Consider the following 15,314-nt stretch of genomic DNA (forward strand, 5'->3'; position numbering starts at 1 on the left):
ATTAATACTATTACAATAACAAATAAGTAGGTGAGATGATGAGAAGAATCCGTAAACGTTCTTTTGAAGAGCTAGTACTGGAAAATAAGCAACTTCTGTTAAAAGATGAAGAAGCATTACGCAAAATCGAGGACCGCTTGGAAGAAAAGATGTTAAATAAAGCAGCAGAATAACTTTCAAATATTTCTTGTTATGAATATCCCTCTTCCTTGAGATAGTAAAGGTAGGAGGGATGTTTTTATGAGTAATCCAAAAGGAAGCAGAAAGCACTTTATGCCAAACCATATCGGAACTCAGCCACAAGAGGCTGGAGGCAATAAAGGCAAGCAGATGCAAGATACTTCAGGTAAACATGCTCAAGTTATTCAAACAAAGGGCGAGTAATATATCCAACTATTTCTTGTGTTAATGTAGCGGCTGTTGCAAACAATACAATTTGTAGTAACTTTTCATTCGATAAAGGGAGGCGTTTTGTTATGGACCAAAACAAACAACATCGTGCAAACCCGGATGATCGCAGTGATAATGTAGAAAAACTACAAAGCATGGTGCAGAATACAATAGAGAATATTGAGGAAGCACATGATTCCATGCAATTTGCCAATGATGAGGAAAGAGCTCGCATTGAAGCAAAAAATCATCGTCGTGAAGAAAGCATTGCAGCTTTCAGGGCTGAAATCAAAGACGAAGCCAGCAGTCGCGAAAACGGTTATAAGTAACATGCAACAAGGCGGGCATATACGGTGCCCGCTTTTTGCCAGGCTTTTTTATGTGGAAAAATATTCTTTTGTGTTATCATAATTAGACACATCCAAGTAAATGGGGGAGTAGAGTAAAAATGCTAGTATCTAAAAAGGAAATAGAAGTGCGTTACGCAGAAACAGACCAGATGGGAGTAGTTTATCATGCAAACTATCTCGTTTGGATGGAGCTTGGACGAACACAGTTAATAAAGGATTTGGGGTTTTCCTATGCTCAGATGGAACAGGATGGGGTCATTTCACCTGTCATAGATATAAATGTTACCTATAAAAAACCTCTTCGCTATGGGGAAGTGGCGACTATACAAACATGGATCGAGAGCTACGATGGCTTCCGGGTCGTTTACGGTTATGAAATACGTACACCAAATGAAGAGGTAGCATTGTTGGGAAGTTCCTCACATGTATGCGTCAAGAAAGAAAACTTCAAACCGATCATCATTCGTAAAAAATATCCGGAGTGGCATACTGCATACGAAAATGCGAAAAAGCAAGGAGAATAAATCATGGCGTTTGGAATCAAGCGTGGGGAACTTCAGGAATGGAAAGCAAGAGTAAAAAGCGGTGAAATGGCATTCATCACCCACTATTGGATTCATCCTCGTTTTAATGGAATAACCACTGTGACGAAAGCGGGATGCTGTGATATCAGAAAGCTGATCGAATGGGGAAAGCAATATGGCTTGAAAGAGCAATGGATACATAAAAGGGAAGAGTATCCCCATTTTGATCTAATTGGAGATACTCAACTGGAGATTTTGAAAAAAGAAGGCCAATGGGAACAGATTCATCGTTTTTTTGAATCATAAAGAAAGAATCAGGGGTTTTGCTCCTAATTCTTTCTTTGTTGCTATTATTCATAATCAAATTTTGGTTCGTTTAGTTCTTCATCAAATTGGATGTGAAGATCATGTCCGTCAAAATACCATGCTTCTTTTTCTTCCACAAAGAATGTTATGCCGTCTTTTTCGATGGTAGCAACCGGCTGGTCCGGATCTTCTTTTACAATACCCAATGAAAATCCTTTCTGGACCGTACTGCACCCACCATATCGGACGTGAAAACGAATGTTATCCCCTTTTTCTAGGTGCAATTCTTTTTTATACCATTCCAATGCTTTATCTGACATGGAAATATTCATAACAGCAACTCCTTTTTGTCTCATAGATTGTATTACGTTACCTTGAAAAAAGGAATGATGCTTCCGTTTGAACGCAATATGTACATACAACCTTTATTATAACTGAATTCCATAAGTGCAACCAAATAAAACCACTTAGAGAAAATGCAACGGATTTACCATCTACCATATGTTTTATCAAATAGAAGGATTCCATTCTTCTCCTGTTTGGAAACAGAATGTTCACTAAAATAAAGAAACAAGCATCGATCCATTATGGTGGACGATGCTTGTTCAATCAATGATTTATTTCATCTTCTTCTAACCATTGATACATATGATCCAACATTTCTTTGTTTTTGACTTCTGCCTGTGAGTATCCGAAAGAAGCGGCATCCTTCAGTGGAACCACATGGTATTTGGTTGGATCCACTTGAGAAACATAGGTGGGAATAAAATCATCTACTTTAATGTCGATTTTCTTTTCCTTCCCATCCACAAGTTTTTCTACATGAAGTTGCAAGATCCCGCCGATATCTTTATAGTCATCCTTTTGGCCAGACAGGAAATTACCGAGTGAGTAGACAACAAACATCTTCTTGCCATCCGGCCTTTCGATAAATTTCATCGGCTGTAGTACATGGGGGTGGTGGCCGATAACGATGTCCACCCCAATTTCTGCAAGGAAATCTGCTAGTTCTTCCTGTTCTGAGTTAGGGAAAAGAATGTACTCTACTCCCCAGTGCATGGCAACCACTACGACATCAGAATTTTGTTTAGCTTCCTCCACGTCCTTTTTTATCGCCTCACGATCGATCAGGTTTACAAAGAACTCCTTCCCTTCCGGAATTGGAATTCCGTTCGTCCCATAAGTATAGGACAAGAAAGAGAATTCAATGCCATTTTTGGAAATGGTACGCAATCGAGCTTTATCTTCATTACTCTTATAACCACCGACATATTCCATTCCGATTGTTTCGTAATGGTTGATTGCGTTCATAATTGCCTTTTCTCCACGATCTAATGTATGGTTGTTGGCGATACTGACGATATCTACACCGGCTTCCTGGAGGGCATCTGCTACTTCAAAGGGACTGTTGAAACTTGGATAATTAGATAATCCGATTTCAGTTCCCCCGATGATGGTTTCTTGATTGGCGATGGAAATATCGGTTTCTTGCAGATAGGACTTCACCCGCTCAAGCATCGGATTGAAGTTGTATGAATTTTCTCCTGTTTTCGCTGCATTATAGACGGTACTATGAATGAGGAGGTCTCCAACCGCGGAGATAGTTGCTTCTGTCCGAAAAGCTTTTTCCGTTTTTATGAGTTCCTTCGTCTTATGATGTTTGATGTCGGTTGCGGTGAACTCCTTTTGGTCCTCACCTGTCATAAAACCTTCGTAATGCTTGAAAGTAAGTACCGAAAAAATGATAGCCAAACCTAATATGATGATGATTGGGAATAAATATTTTGATTTTTGGTTCATGATAATAGACCCCTTAATTATATTTTACTCTTCCAACATAATACATTATTTTTGCGCATTTTATCGAAGTATGTCGAATGTTCAAAAAATAAAGGATTTTTTGTTTTGACTCTCGAAATAGTAGGTGATATAGATTATATAGAGGGGGAAACAACTTGCTAACGTTTAAAAAACCTGAAGTAGAACAATTTTTCAAAGTCTTTAATATTGAAGATTTTACCTTGAGTCCTGATGAAACACAATTGGTGTATAGCACAAATCTGACTGGATTCTATAACGTCTGGGCCATGGATCTTCCAAACCAATATCCTTATCCGCTTACGTTCAATAATCAGAGCTGCCATAGCCTGAAATACGATCCAAATGGAACTTACATATTGGCAAGTTTTGACCAGGATGGCAATGAGCTCACTCAGTTCTATGCACTTCCTACCCGCGGAGGGGAATTAGAGGATATGAGGGTGGTAGAGGAACATCGACATATGTTTCCCAAATTCTCTAAGGATGGAAAGAGGATCTATTATACAAGTACAAAGGGCAATAAAACCTATTTGAACTGCTACTGCTATGACCTTGAGACAAAGGAAGAGCGCTTGTTAATAGAAGGAGAGGATGCATCCACCTACTTAATTGATGTATCTGCGGATGAAGAGAGTTTCATCACTCTGAAGCAGTTTGCCAATACACATACATTGGCTTATTTGATACATAATGGGGAAGCTATTCGATTGACTCCTGAAACAGAGAAACAACACACCGTTGACAGTGCACTTTTTACCGATTCCTCTTCCATTTACCTTGTAACTGATTATGGAGAAGACAACGGTTATCTTGCACACTTTGACGTCGTGACAAAAAAGTTTACCAAGGTTTCCGATAATGATATGCATCTGGGTAACATTTATCTAGACAAAAAAGGAAATCAATTATATCTCGTTTCATCTAAAGGAGTGGAGGATAAGCTTTATACTTATTGCCTTGAGAAAAAAGAGTGGAACGAGGTGAGTATTCCTGTTTCCATTATTGATAAATTGGTGATTGGAAAAAGTGGATGCGTTTATCTATTGGGTAAAACAGCTTCCAAGCCTGCCAATATATATAAAATGGAAGGTGGTAGCTGGGAGGCTTTAACCAATAATCGCGTACCTGCTGTAGGGGATGAGGATCTTTCCGAGCCGGAAATCCTAAGCTACCAATCATTTGATGGTCTGGAAGTAGAAGCACTATTCTTCAGGGCGAAAGAAGAAGTTTCTAACGGTCATGTGGTGCTTTGGCCACACGGTGGACCTCAAGCATCAGAACGCAAATTTTTCCGCTCGTATTTCCAATTTCTTGTGAATAGGGGATATAGCATATTTGCCCCTAACTTTCGCGGTTCCTCCAACTACGGATTAGCGTATATGAAGATGGTGGAAGGAGATTGGGGTCACGGACCAAGACTCGATAATATACACGGTCTTGAATGGCTGATCGAAAATGGATATGCGGACAGAGATAAGATTTTCCTTATGGGAGGAAGCTATGGTGGATACATGGCCTTGCTACTTCATGGTCGTCATCCCGAATATTTTAAGGCGGTCATTGATATCTTCGGAGTAAGCAACTTGTTCTCCTTTATTGATTCTGTACCAGATCACTGGAAACCAGTGATGAAGCAATGGGTGGGAGATCCAGTGGAAGACAAAGAAAGACTGACAATAGACTCACCTATTACCTACCTTGACACGATGACAAAGCCGATGTTGATCATCCAAGGTGCCAATGATCCACGTGTGGTTAAACAAGAATCCGATCAGATTGTGGAAGCCCTTCATGCAAAAGGGAGGGAAGTGGAGTATCTTGTCCTAGATGATGAAGGTCACGGCTTCTCTAAAAAAGAAAATGAAATAAAAGTATTTAGCGCTATATTGAATTTCCTTGAAAAGCATGTGTAGGAGCTAGTGAGAAGGAGTCAGACTTTAAATAGTCTGGCTCCTTTTTATTGGCTATAGAGTTTGAACATTTCTTTTCATTGCATTCACTCGCTTTTATATTTTTTAACATGCTACAGACTTTGGAACAGGCTTTTAATGAAGGTTAACATACCCTGCAGTCCTAGACTTCTCTACGCCTCAAGAAGTATTTTCCAAAATTCTCTTTTTATTTGTTTACTGAGCGCATATAATCAATTTTGGGAGATGGAAATTAATTCTTATTTTTCTAAATTGAGGGGAGAACATACGATGTCGATGATGGAATTTATACTAAGGAGAAAAATTGCAGTTGGACTATTGGTTGTATTTGTATTTATGATCGGTCTCTATTCATTGAACAAATTAGATCAGGAACTGATGCCTCCGATATCTTTTGATATGACGATTGTCCAAGTCGATGCTGGTGAGATGCCTGTGTTGGATGTAGAAAATAAAATCACCAAACCGATAGAACAGATACTGAGCGGTTTAGATGGTGTGGACTCACACTCTTCCGCTACCTATACTGGAAAGTCATCCATTACCGTGATGATAGAAGAGGGAAGAGGGGATGAAGTACATAAGAATATTGAGGCGTCAGTTGCTCCACTGTCCAACCAGATTCCTGGAATTCAATATATTAATAGTTTCCAAATGACAACAAGTCAAGAATACGAGTTCTACATGGATATATCCAATGGCAACATGGAGGAGATAACTGCTTTTGCCAAAAATGTGGTGGAGCCTAGACTTGAGGCATTGCCAGAAGTAAGAGATGTAAAGTTTGATGGATTGGAAGAGAATGAGGTTATTATACAACTTAATCGTGACGAGCTGACTGAATCTGGAGTGGATTCCCAGCAAATCATCCAAACTATCCAGCAATCCAACCTAATAACTTCCTTTGGGGAATTGAAAGAAGAAGCGAACGGGCCAACCTTAAGATGGAATACTTCTTTAGTGACGGTAGAGGATATGGAAAATATCCTTATCCCTACGATGTCTGGTGTAAAAGAATTGGGAGAACTTGCTGATATAAAACTACAGGTTCGTGATATGTCCTCTGGTGTTTGGAAGGATGGAAGCCAGGATGTGATACTTGTCCAAATCGGCCGCGTCTCAGATGTAACACAAATTGACATGGCTGAGGCAGTCCGTGCAGAAGTGGAGATGATAAGGCAAGAAGGACTGGTAGAAGGCTTTGCATTTGAAGAGATAGTCACACAAGCCGACTATGTTAGTGAGGCGGTGGATGGAGTATCCAGTAACATCCTGATTGGTGGATTATTAGCCATCATGGTGCTGCTCTTGTTCCTTCGAAATGTAAGAGCAACGATCATTATCGGAATCTCCATACCATTATCGATATTACTTACTTTTGCAAGCATGTGGATACTGGGATATAGCATCAATATGTTGAGTTTGATCGCTTTAGGGCTTGGAATAGGTATGATGGTGGATGCTTCCATCGTTATATTAGAGTCTATCTATCGCAAAAAGGAACAAGGACTGAAGGATCGTGAAGCCGTTTTAGTTGGGGTAAAGGAAGTGGCATCGGCGGTATTCGCTTCAATGTTGACCACCATTGTCGTGTTTTTGCCAATAGGTTTGTTAGGTGGAGAAGCAGGGAAGTTCATGATCATACTATCCGTGGTAGTCATTGTCACATTGGTAAGTTCCGTGGTCGTTTCCTTTACGTTGATTCCTTCCCTTTCGGAGAAATTTTTAATGTTGACAAAAAGACAGAAACAAAAAAGAGAAAGCAGAATCATACAATCCTATGGTGGCTTCATACAGTGGCTGACTGGCAAAAAACGCAGGCGTTACGGTGTTATTTTCCTGTTCATCCTTATGTTTGTCGGATCACTGGCGTTAGTTACCAAGGTTCCGATGACCGTCATGCCTGACATGTACAATCGATATTCAGAAATAATGGTGTCATTGGATAAAGGAGTAACTCCTGAACAGAAAAATGAGATTGCAGAGGCGATTAATTCCAAGCTGGAAGACGTACCTGACGTGAGGGAAGGGTTTGTACTGGATCAAATCGAATTTATGTTCTTGCTAATCAATATGACCCCTGAAGAAGAAGCCACGCTAGAGCAAAAGGAAGTAAATGAGCGGATTCTCGCAGGGTTGCTTGAGTTAAAAGAAGACTATCCAATTATGGATGTCGCTTCCGTCATGAGCGCAGGAGCAAGTTATCCAGTTCAGATCGAAATAAGCGGAGAGGATCTTGATGAATTGACTTCTCTTTCTGCAGAGATGGTAAGTGAGTTGGGAGAAATAGAAGGTATCATGGGAACTACCACTTCTCTTGGAGCCATGATAGATGAAGAGCAAATCGTCTTGGATGAAAAGAGCATGAAAGAGGACGGGATTACTCCGTTACAGATTTTAGGAGAATTGAACAGTCTTACTTCTTCCATTACCATTGGTGCTTTGCAGGATGAAGCCGGAACACCAATCGTGATTGCACCTTATGAAACATTCAATAAGAAATCTGATTTGCTGGACATGGAAATTTCCACTATGGACGGTGTGAAAAAGGTTTCAAATTATATAAGCTTTGAGCAGGTGAAAGCACCGGGGCAAATTGACCATAAAGATGGAGAGCGAGTCGTTAAGGTTCTTGCCAATATCGAAAATCGTGATCTTGGCTCGGTCAACAGGGCCGTGCAGGAAGTGATTGATTCATTTGAAACACCGGTTGGGTACACTGTCTCGGTAGGCGGCAGTCTTGAGACGCAACAAGAGGCCATACAGGATATGCTTATCATTTTGGCGATTGCCATTTTCTTGGTGTATGTCGTTATGGCAGTACAGTTCAATCACTTGCTACATCCGATTATTGTCATGACCATCATACCGATGACCTTTACAGGTGTGATAATAGGATTATTGTTGACGCAACGAGAACTGAGTATCATGTCAGGAATGGGTGTCATTATGTTGATAGGGATTGTACTTAATAATGCGATACTCCTGATTGATCGAGCCAAGCAGTTGAGAGCGGCTGATTATGGGGTAGGGGAAGCGATGGTGGAAGCGGGTAAGAACCGTATCCGACCAATCTTCATGACAACGTTGACTACTGTTGGAGGGATGCTGCCACTTGCAATTTCTACAGGTGCAGCGAGTAACTATCAGGCACCGTTGGCCACAGTGGTCATAGCTGGCCTATTGTTTTCCACTTTGATAACACTAGTCCTGATACCATCAGTTTATATGCTGTTCCATGATCTTGGAGTAGGGATACGTAAAGTGTTTAAGCGAAATAGAAACAAAGAATCAGAGCATGTAACGAAATCTAAAAAAGCTGGTTAAATAATTTCAAGCATCCTTATCATAAAGATAAAGGGTGCTTGTTCCTTTTTTTCAATCTACCTTACAGATTACTGAGTTTGATAAAGCCACACGTGCCAAACACTGACTTTTTATGTTGCGTGAAGGGAAGAATAATCCTCTTCTGATAGCAGCAGTGGAGTTAGTCGAGCCTTCTAGTTTCATCTATGTTCAAACAGAAAAGGAATGGTGGAGAAACTTGCTGACACCTCGTACCGTAACAATGACGCCTGTTCAATATGGATTCTCCGTCCTAGATCAACAGGAAGCTGAAGGTAAGTAAGTTGAATTTTCTCAATAGACGGACCGCTTTTCTGCGCTTAGTTCTTTGCGTGGGGAGGCGGTTTTTAGGTTTTTTAGATTTTATGGTTAAATGGTTCGTGAGGGATCGTGTTGAGGTTTACTGGAGTTGTATTATGTAAACTTTTTGTGTGGTTCGAATCTTATAATGGTAGAACATTTAACTAAAGTGGTAGAAGGTAGCTTGGGAAATGTAGAAGTAGGTTCGGGAAATGTAGAAGGTCGCAGTTTTAAGGTATAAGGTCAAGATTAAAAGGTAGAACAGTTTTAAATTGAGTGGAGATTCTAGAGGATCTCGATTTTATACACGTGGCGATAACAGAGGAGTCACTTCACCTATATGAAAAACGGTAAGCGTCAAGCTTCCATTTTCTATAAAGAAGAACGCATTGAATAATAGCAGCTAAGAGTATGATTGCTAAAAACATCAAAGTAAATATGTTAACCATATCAGTAAGAATCATGGCTGCAATAAATGCTTCTAAAGAAAGCGGTAGCGTCCATAAGTTACGGATAAACTTACGTCAGGAGCTAAGCTTGTAATAGCTTAAAGCAAACCCTTTATCTACTTTTTTCTTATTTTTGTAAACTTTCATTAAATAAGACTCGTCACCAGTCCCACCATTAGAATAACCACATCTAACATTAAAATTTTAATGATAGATCAGAAAGTAATTCATTATCCATTATAGTCCTCTTCTACTTTAGTTTTTTCTATTATATGGTAACATAGAAACTATTAAAACATGAATTAAGGTGGTATCCATACATATGAAAACTCTCGTTTGTTTCGGTGATAGTCTGACTGCAAGGTATGAAGGAAAGGACAGCCCTCGGCTGACTGAAAAACTAACCTCGCAACTCCCTGACTATCATGTCATCAATGCAGGCGTGTCAGGTCATACAACTAAGGACGCACTTGGTAGAATTAAAAAGGATGTATTGGCTTTCAACGCTGATCTAGTTACAGTTCTCTTTGGTTCAAATGATGCTGCGTCACATAAGAAAGTGGCACTTAGCACTTATAAAGAGAATATGTTAAAGATTGTTCGTCTAATCGGACCAGACAAAACCATATTAATCACCCCGCCACCAGTGGATGAGAACCTACAACAAAACCGGAAAAATAGGGAACTGGCTAAATATGCAGATGTGGTGAGATATGTTGCAGAAGAAACCGGCAGCCACTTCTTAGATTTTTATACTGATCTATTTTCCAGACCAAATTATGAAAAGCTACTAGTTGGCATATTGAATGACGGTCTCCATTTTGGAGAAGCGGGATATGACATTTTATCCAAGCTAATTTCGGAAAAAATTCATGAGATAAATTCCAAGGGAGAAAGGCAATATGATTAAGGCGGTTATATTTGATGGAACCTTCTTCACTAGGAATGTTTCAGTGATGACCACCAGATTGTCTTTACAGCTCTGATAATGACAATCTCAACGGAAGATTCCCTTCCAGATTGTCTTTATAGCTCTGATGATGACAATCTCAACGGAAAATTTGCCTCCAGATTGTCTTTATAGCATTGATAATGACAATCTCAACGGAAATTCTCCACCAGATTAGATTGTCTTTACAGCTCTGATAATGACAATCTCAACGGAAAATTCCGCTCCAGATTGTCTTTATAGCCTCGATGATGAAAATCTCGACTTAAAATTTTCCTCCAGAAAAAGAAAACCAATCCTGAAATCTTTTTAAGGACTGCTCATTTGCTTCATTTCTCGAGGAAGGAGTGCTTGTTTGTTGGGGATCATCCCGAGAATGATATAAGTGCTGCTAAAAGTGGGGATGAATACCGTATGGAAAATATTCATATAGGGTTGAAGCAAATGCTGATTGTGAGACAGGTGATCTCGATACTTTTTCTGGAATCGCTACATCCATAAATGGAAAAGGTCTGTAATAATTTTGAAATTGGAGGATAAGATGTCTTATCAAACTGAAGAATTGCAAATAAGGGAACTTAAACAAGGTATGGACGAAAGTTACTTACTTAAATGGCTGTCTGATCCTAAAGTATTGGAATTCTATGAAGGACGAGATGTTTCGTTTGATATGGAAGATGTTAAGAGGAAATTCTTCGATAGAGAAGATGAAGTGAAAAGGTGTATGGTTGTCTACAAAGGAAAAGAAATTGGTTATATTCAATTCTATCCTATCAATTCTGATACAAGCAACTTATCAGTCTATCAGGGAATGGATGGGGTATATGGACTAGATCAGTTTATAGGAGAATCTGAATTCTTGAACAAAGGGATAGGTACCCAGATAGTCACCTCCATGGTGGACTATCTTTTTAGTGAAAACAAGGCTAGTCGCATTATTATGGATCCAATGACATCCAATGGAAGAGCAATAAAGTGTTATGAAAAATGCGGCTTTCAAAAAGTAAAAGTACTTTCCAAGCATATGCTACATGAAGGGAAATATAGAGATTGTTGGTTGATGGAATGCATTATCCATAAAAACAGCAAGTGAGGTGCCTTTGTTGAGAGTTCTATTTGTATGTACGGATAATTATACGAGGAGTGTCACCGTAGAGTTTTGCTTGAAGCACTATTTAAAGCTCCAGGGGAAGAATGGAATAGAGGTTTTCTCAGCCGGCTTTAAATCATCCAGCGACCTTAGCAAATTTTCAGATGTTCATTTCAATAGAATGGATGAATTAGGGATTGACACCTCAACCTTTCAAAGAAGGCAGTTTAAAGTGTCCTTTCTAGAGGAGTTTGATGTAGTTGTCGCTATGGGAATTGAGCATAAAGAGTATGTTTTTGCTAAGTATGGTAAAAGAATTTCTCTTTTTAATCAAATTTATAAGCAGGAGGAAACCTCGATCCATGTCCCTCCTCCTGATAAGGAAGGCATCTACTTGATGGAAATAAAAAATATGGTGGATTATATAAACTCCGCCATGCCAATATTTTTAGAAAATCTATTGTCACTTCCTTACTCTAATAAGTGGAATAAGGAAAAGCCGCTCGGGTTCTAGAAGGCTTAAAAGTCGACCGGCTAACTACAAAGCTATTATTCTCTATTCTCGAAGTAGCCCAAGCAATTTTCCTCACTATGGTTAGTCTTCTCGGCTGTCATGTCTCCATAGGAATGGTCGCCGATCCGCGATTCTTTTTCGCAGAATTGTACTACTTCCTTACTGTTTTTCGTAAGTCCATACAAGTACTCCAGGTTTGGTTCATCCTTGAACACAACCCTATAGTGTCCATGATAGACATCTTTATTAATCAAGTATTTGGGCTCGATGTAGTCCTGTAAGTTAATATCCTGTTTTGAGTATCCCATTTCTGACAGGTGAGCAGGTATATGCTTCTCAACATAGTATTTGTTAATCGGATTTCCGTTGTTCAGCACATAAAGAAATGCATTAGGGATTCCGATAATGATGATGAATACGGTTACGAGTACGATAGGACCTTTTTTTGACGGCAGCGTGGATCACCTCTTTCTTTCATTCAAAACTAAATTGTTATTGCCTGAACGGTAAGGACCAGATAAAACATAAAGGGAAGCAGTGTTGTGCTAATTCCAATTTTTCTGAGGGGACGTTTAAATTGAAGGGTTAATCCGATAAGCCAAACAACAAAGAAGAGTAAATACCAAAGGTTGTATGTAGGAGTTTCAGTTTCCGCGATTCCTGGTCCTGCTAGCCATAAGGAAAATAATAATACATATAAACCAGACAATACATTCCATAAAACAAGGGCAAAACTCTTCATATTATGAACCTCCTGTAGTAAATAAGTTTCCTTTAGTGTAATTTTACACAATTGTTCTAAGGTTGTATATAGCTTTTTGAAAGGTTAACTTTCTTTTTAAGGAATCAGGTTTTGTATACCTTTGTATCTGTTTAAAATAAGTTGTCATTCCTGAAATTATCCATTAAACTAAAAATTCATTCTATTCCAAACAAAGGAGTGTTTAATGATGACTAAATTAGGACTTGTACGCCACGGAAGTACTGCTTGGAATAAAGAGCGTAGAGCACAGGGCAGTTCCAACATCCCTCTTGATCAGGATGGCATTAGAGATGCAGAATTGTTAGCGAAAAGAATTAAAAGTGAAGGCTGGGATGTCATTTACTCTAGTGATCTTTTAAGAGCAAAACAGACAGCTGAGATTGTGGCAAGAAACCTAAATGTAAGCGAGGTATTCCTAGATTCCAGGCTCCAAGAGGTCAACGGCGGTCAGATTGAAGGTACCACTGAGCCGGAGAGAATAGAGAAATGGGGAGAAAATTGGAGAGAACTGGACTTAGGAATCGAATCGAAAGAGATGGTGCTGCAAAGAGCCCTCTCCTTTATCGAAGAAGTTTCGGAAAAACATCCAGCCCAGAATGTTTTGGTAGTCAGTCATGGTGCCTATATAAGACATCTTCTTGGTGAATTAGTGAAAGATCTTAAAATGGAAGACCACCTGGAGAACACCTCTGTCTCGACTGTAAAAGTTAGAGAAGGGCTTTGGGAATGTGAATTATATAACTGCACGAAGCACCTTGGAGCAAAATAAAAATGGGTTCACGCCTTATGCATACGATTATAGCTTACGAGATTGCATCCAGACTTCAGATAGAGGATGTTGGTTCCTTTCTTTTGGGGGCAATTGCTCCTGATGCGGTTTCTCCTAAGGATCTTTCCCATTTTTATAAAGGTGAAACGGGGGACTATACCCGGAGCATAGATTATAAAGCATTTCTTCAAAAATATCATGATCATCAAAATATTGCATTCATCCATGGCTATTATACCCACTTAGTTGCCGATGAGATATGGCTAACGGGTTTCTTTTTGCCATGGTTGAAAAACCGTATGGAGATTGATTCTTCCATTTTGGAGAGGTATCACAACGACTTTAAGCTCCTAAATGCAAAGTTGATGCATCATTATAATATAGAGGGGGATAGGCTGAAAGAAAGTTATTTTAAGGGGCAAGCGCAAAATCTTGATGAAGTATCTACCGAGCAAGTATCAAACTTTTTACCATATGTTGAACAAGATATGAAAGCTGCACTTAGCGAAGATCCGCTTCAAGTATTTACGATGGAAATGATGATTGGATATGTGGAAACATCCATCGACAAAGGGTGTCAAGCAATTAAGCAAACAACTAATTGGAAACTCTTGCTATCATCAGGCTGACTTAGGTATAATGAGAATATACGTTCGCATGCCGTAAAAGGAGGCACAGTTCTTGATTAAAACGGAAGAAGATATCCTGAACCTCATTCAATCAGATGAGTGGATGATGAAAATCATAAAGGCTGCAAGTGCGCTAGATCTCCCCGATTGGTGGGTATGTGCTGGGTTTGTACGGTCGAAGGTGTGGGACGCCTTGCACAGTTATACCACTAGAACGCCACTACCAGATATAGATGTCATTTATTATGATCGAAACGATGTATCCGAGGAGAAAGAAAAACAGTTAGAAAGACGACTTTTGCAACAATACCCACAAGCTCCTTGGTCGGTTAAAAATCAGGCAAGGATGCACGTGGTGAATAAAGTACCACCCTACAAGAACTCCATGGAAGCAATGTCTAAATATCCTGAAACGGCAACGGCGATTGGCGTGAAGTTGAATGGAGACAATAATTTGGTATTGGCATCTCCCTGCGGACTACAAGATTTAGTGAACCTGACTGTAAAACCCACTGCTACGTTTCGAACATCTCCTGATCTAGTAACTATCTATGAGAAACGATTGAAGGAGAAAAATTGGCAAGAACTTTGGCCGAACATAACGGTTTTACATGCGGAAGGAGTAAAATCATGACAGGATTGATACACCACATCGAGCTGTATGTGTCTAGCTTGAAGGAAACGAAAGAGTTTTGGGGTTGGTTGCTAGAAGAATTAGGTTATACGCCTTATCAGGAATGGGATAAGGGCAAGAGTTGGAAGTTAGGGGATACATACATTGTATTTGTCCAAACGGAGGAACGATTTCTGGATATTCCTTATCACCGATGCCGAGTCGGCCTTAATCATCTAGCCTTTCACGCATCAACAAGGGGGCAGGTAGATTATCTGACAGAACAACTAAAGTCACGTGGAGTAAACATGCTATACATGGATAAGCATCCTTATGCGGGTGGAAAAAACTATTATGCTGTGTTTTTTGAAGATCCTGATCGGATTAAGGTGGAGCTTGTAGCACGTTCAGAATAAAAATTATAGGAGGTGTTTTAGCTTGCTTATCACATTGCTATTGATAGGGATTGCGATAGGTGTTGGAACCATCATCTCCTATCTGGGACAAGTAGTAAAGCAGAATAAGAGAATTATAGAGTTGCTGGAAACGAAAACTACAGGAGAGAATTAAG

General features: G+C 39.6%; 21 protein-coding genes. 17 read left to right on the forward strand and 4 right to left on the reverse strand.

Annotated features, from left to right (window positions below):
* The first annotated feature begins 38 nt into the window (after nucleotides 1–38).
* The 5 genes from EKQ44_RS03985 (at nucleotide 39) to EKQ44_RS04005 (ending at nucleotide 1,570) form a co-directional block, all read left to right on the forward strand.
* A complete protein-coding gene (locus EKQ44_RS03985) occupies nucleotides 39–173 on the forward strand; it encodes an FbpB family small basic protein (RefSeq protein WP_082153446.1) in 135 nt (44 codons plus the stop codon).
* 67 nt (nucleotides 174–240) lie between these two features.
* Nucleotides 241–384, forward strand: coding sequence for an acid-soluble spore protein N (locus EKQ44_RS03990; RefSeq protein WP_010193544.1), 144 nt, complete (start codon nucleotides 241–243; stop codon nucleotides 382–384).
* A 92-nt stretch (nucleotides 385–476) separates the two neighbouring features.
* Nucleotides 477–719, forward strand: a complete 243-nt coding sequence (gene tlp, locus EKQ44_RS03995; protein WP_237662257.1) for a small acid-soluble spore protein Tlp — start codon at nucleotides 477–479, stop codon at nucleotides 717–719.
* Between the two features lie 119 nt (nucleotides 720–838).
* Nucleotides 839–1,264, forward strand: coding sequence for an acyl-CoA thioesterase (locus tag EKQ44_RS04000; protein ID WP_237662258.1), 426 nt, complete (start codon nucleotides 839–841; stop codon nucleotides 1,262–1,264).
* A gap of 3 nt (nucleotides 1,265–1,267) precedes the next feature.
* A complete protein-coding gene (locus EKQ44_RS04005) occupies nucleotides 1,268–1,570 on the forward strand; it encodes a hypothetical protein (RefSeq protein ID WP_237662259.1) in 303 nt (100 codons plus the stop codon).
* A 44-nt stretch (nucleotides 1,571–1,614) separates the two neighbouring features.
* On the opposite strand, the gene EKQ44_RS04010 is transcribed toward EKQ44_RS04005, so the two are convergent.
* Nucleotides 1,615–1,902, reverse strand: a complete 288-nt coding sequence (locus EKQ44_RS04010) for a HesB/YadR/YfhF family protein (protein WP_237662260.1) — start codon at nucleotides 1,900–1,902, stop codon at nucleotides 1,615–1,617.
* A 277-nt stretch (nucleotides 1,903–2,179) separates the two neighbouring features.
* Nucleotides 2,180–3,370, reverse strand: a complete 1,191-nt coding sequence (locus tag EKQ44_RS04015) for a CapA family protein (RefSeq protein ID WP_237662261.1) — start codon at nucleotides 3,368–3,370, stop codon at nucleotides 2,180–2,182.
* A 155-nt stretch (nucleotides 3,371–3,525) separates the two neighbouring features.
* Here EKQ44_RS04015 and EKQ44_RS04020 point away from each other — a divergent pair, with 155 nt between their 5' ends.
* The 7 genes from EKQ44_RS04020 to EKQ44_RS04050 all read left to right on the forward strand — a co-directional run bounded on the left by EKQ44_RS04020 (nucleotide 3,526) and on the right by EKQ44_RS04050 (nucleotide 11,969).
* Nucleotides 3,526–5,304: a S9 family peptidase gene (locus EKQ44_RS04020; protein ID WP_237662262.1), complete on the forward strand. Its 1,779-nt coding sequence runs from the start codon at nucleotides 3,526–3,528 to the stop codon at nucleotides 5,302–5,304.
* Nucleotides 5,305–5,592: 288 nt separating this feature from the next.
* Nucleotides 5,593–8,649: an efflux RND transporter permease subunit gene (locus EKQ44_RS04025; RefSeq protein WP_237662263.1), complete on the forward strand. Its 3,057-nt coding sequence runs from the start codon at nucleotides 5,593–5,595 to the stop codon at nucleotides 8,647–8,649.
* Between the two features lie 112 nt (nucleotides 8,650–8,761).
* Nucleotides 8,762–8,950: a hypothetical protein gene (locus tag EKQ44_RS04030; protein ID WP_237662264.1), complete on the forward strand. Its 189-nt coding sequence runs from the start codon at nucleotides 8,762–8,764 to the stop codon at nucleotides 8,948–8,950.
* A gap of 788 nt (nucleotides 8,951–9,738) precedes the next feature.
* On the forward strand, nucleotides 9,739–10,326 hold the full coding sequence (locus EKQ44_RS04035) for an SGNH/GDSL hydrolase family protein (RefSeq protein ID WP_237662265.1): 588 nt from the start codon (nucleotides 9,739–9,741) through the stop codon (nucleotides 10,324–10,326).
* A gap of 390 nt (nucleotides 10,327–10,716) precedes the next feature.
* Nucleotides 10,717–10,866 carry a hypothetical protein gene (locus tag EKQ44_RS04040; protein ID WP_237662266.1) on the forward strand — a complete coding sequence of 50 codons (150 nt, stop codon included), beginning with the start codon at nucleotides 10,717–10,719 and terminating at the stop codon, nucleotides 10,864–10,866.
* Nucleotides 10,867–10,906: 40 nt separating this feature from the next.
* Nucleotides 10,907–11,458 carry a GNAT family N-acetyltransferase gene (locus EKQ44_RS04045; RefSeq protein WP_237662267.1) on the forward strand — a complete coding sequence of 184 codons (552 nt, stop codon included), beginning with the start codon at nucleotides 10,907–10,909 and terminating at the stop codon, nucleotides 11,456–11,458.
* A 10-nt stretch (nucleotides 11,459–11,468) separates the two neighbouring features.
* The gene (locus EKQ44_RS04050; protein WP_237662268.1) at nucleotides 11,469–11,969 is read left to right on the forward strand and encodes an arsenate-mycothiol transferase ArsC; all 501 of its coding nucleotides are present in this window, start codon (nucleotides 11,469–11,471) and stop codon (nucleotides 11,967–11,969) included.
* Between the two features lie 35 nt (nucleotides 11,970–12,004).
* Here the strand turns inward: EKQ44_RS04050 and EKQ44_RS04055 are convergent, their stop codons facing one another.
* Nucleotides 12,005–12,424: a DUF3139 domain-containing protein gene (locus tag EKQ44_RS04055; RefSeq protein ID WP_269151564.1), complete on the reverse strand. Its 420-nt coding sequence runs from the start codon at nucleotides 12,422–12,424 to the stop codon at nucleotides 12,005–12,007.
* Nucleotides 12,425–12,453: 29 nt separating this feature from the next.
* A complete protein-coding gene (locus EKQ44_RS04060) occupies nucleotides 12,454–12,711 on the reverse strand; it encodes a hypothetical protein (protein ID WP_237662270.1) in 258 nt (85 codons plus the stop codon).
* Between the two features lie 208 nt (nucleotides 12,712–12,919).
* On the opposite strand from EKQ44_RS04060, the gene EKQ44_RS04065 reads away from it, so the two are divergent.
* The 5 genes from EKQ44_RS04065 to EKQ44_RS21385 are packed head-to-tail and all read left to right on the forward strand — an operon-like array spanning nucleotide 12,920 to nucleotide 15,313.
* Entirely contained in the window at nucleotides 12,920–13,501 is a 582-nt protein-coding gene (locus tag EKQ44_RS04065; RefSeq protein WP_237662559.1) for a histidine phosphatase family protein, read from the forward strand.
* Nucleotides 13,502–13,503: 2 nt separating this feature from the next.
* Complete coding sequence (locus EKQ44_RS04070) at nucleotides 13,504–14,130, forward strand: zinc dependent phospholipase C family protein (protein ID WP_237662271.1); 627 nt, start codon at nucleotides 13,504–13,506, stop codon at nucleotides 14,128–14,130.
* Nucleotides 14,131–14,182: 52 nt separating this feature from the next.
* The gene (locus EKQ44_RS04075; protein ID WP_237662272.1) at nucleotides 14,183–14,764 is read left to right on the forward strand and encodes a nucleotidyltransferase family protein; all 582 of its coding nucleotides are present in this window, start codon (nucleotides 14,183–14,185) and stop codon (nucleotides 14,762–14,764) included.
* Nucleotides 14,761–15,159, forward strand: coding sequence for a VOC family protein (locus EKQ44_RS04080; protein WP_269151525.1), 399 nt, complete (start codon nucleotides 14,761–14,763; stop codon nucleotides 15,157–15,159). The genes EKQ44_RS04075 and EKQ44_RS04080 overlap by 4 nt, the downstream gene beginning before the upstream one ends.
* Nucleotides 15,160–15,181: 22 nt before the next feature.
* Complete coding sequence (locus tag EKQ44_RS21385) at nucleotides 15,182–15,313, forward strand: hypothetical protein (RefSeq protein WP_269151526.1); 132 nt, start codon at nucleotides 15,182–15,184, stop codon at nucleotides 15,311–15,313.
* Nucleotide 15,314: the final 1 nt, after the last annotated feature.

It is taken from the genome of Sutcliffiella horikoshii (genome assembly GCF_021991925.1).
Lineage (GTDB): Bacteria > Bacillota > Bacilli > Bacillales > Bacillaceae_I > Sutcliffiella_A > Sutcliffiella_A horikoshii_F.

Excerpts from the sequence above, each read along its gene's own strand:
- EKQ44_RS04045 (WP_237662267.1), top strand. The coding sequence starts at position 10,907 with ATGTCTTATCAAACTGAAGAATTGCAAATAAGGGAACTTAAACAAGGT.
- EKQ44_RS03985 (WP_082153446.1), top strand. The coding sequence starts at position 39 with ATGAGAAGAATCCGTAAACGTTCTTTTGAAGAGCTAGTACTGGAAAAT.
- EKQ44_RS04000 (WP_237662258.1), top strand. The coding sequence starts at position 839 with ATGCTAGTATCTAAAAAGGAAATAGAAGTGCGTTACGCAGAAACAGAC.
- EKQ44_RS04015 (WP_237662261.1), bottom strand. The coding sequence starts at position 3,370 with ATGAACCAAAAATCAAAATATTTATTCCCAATCATCATCATATTAGGT.
- EKQ44_RS04010 (WP_237662260.1), bottom strand. The coding sequence starts at position 1,902 with ATGAATATTTCCATGTCAGATAAAGCATTGGAATGGTATAAAAAAGAA.
- EKQ44_RS04005 (WP_237662259.1), top strand. The coding sequence starts at position 1,268 with ATGGCGTTTGGAATCAAGCGTGGGGAACTTCAGGAATGGAAAGCAAGA.
- EKQ44_RS04060 (WP_237662270.1), bottom strand. The coding sequence starts at position 12,711 with ATGAAGAGTTTTGCCCTTGTTTTATGGAATGTATTGTCTGGTTTATAT.
- EKQ44_RS04080 (WP_269151525.1), top strand. The coding sequence starts at position 14,761 with ATGACAGGATTGATACACCACATCGAGCTGTATGTGTCTAGCTTGAAG.
- EKQ44_RS04030 (WP_237662264.1), top strand. The coding sequence starts at position 8,762 with ATGTTGCGTGAAGGGAAGAATAATCCTCTTCTGATAGCAGCAGTGGAG.
- EKQ44_RS04035 (WP_237662265.1), top strand. The coding sequence starts at position 9,739 with ATGAAAACTCTCGTTTGTTTCGGTGATAGTCTGACTGCAAGGTATGAA.
- tlp (WP_237662257.1), top strand. The coding sequence starts at position 477 with ATGGACCAAAACAAACAACATCGTGCAAACCCGGATGATCGCAGTGAT.
- EKQ44_RS04065 (WP_237662559.1), top strand. The coding sequence starts at position 12,920 with ATGACTAAATTAGGACTTGTACGCCACGGAAGTACTGCTTGGAATAAA.
- EKQ44_RS03990 (WP_010193544.1), top strand. The coding sequence starts at position 241 with ATGAGTAATCCAAAAGGAAGCAGAAAGCACTTTATGCCAAACCATATC.
- EKQ44_RS04025 (WP_237662263.1), top strand. The coding sequence starts at position 5,593 with ATGTCGATGATGGAATTTATACTAAGGAGAAAAATTGCAGTTGGACTA.
- EKQ44_RS04070 (WP_237662271.1), top strand. The coding sequence starts at position 13,504 with ATGGGTTCACGCCTTATGCATACGATTATAGCTTACGAGATTGCATCC.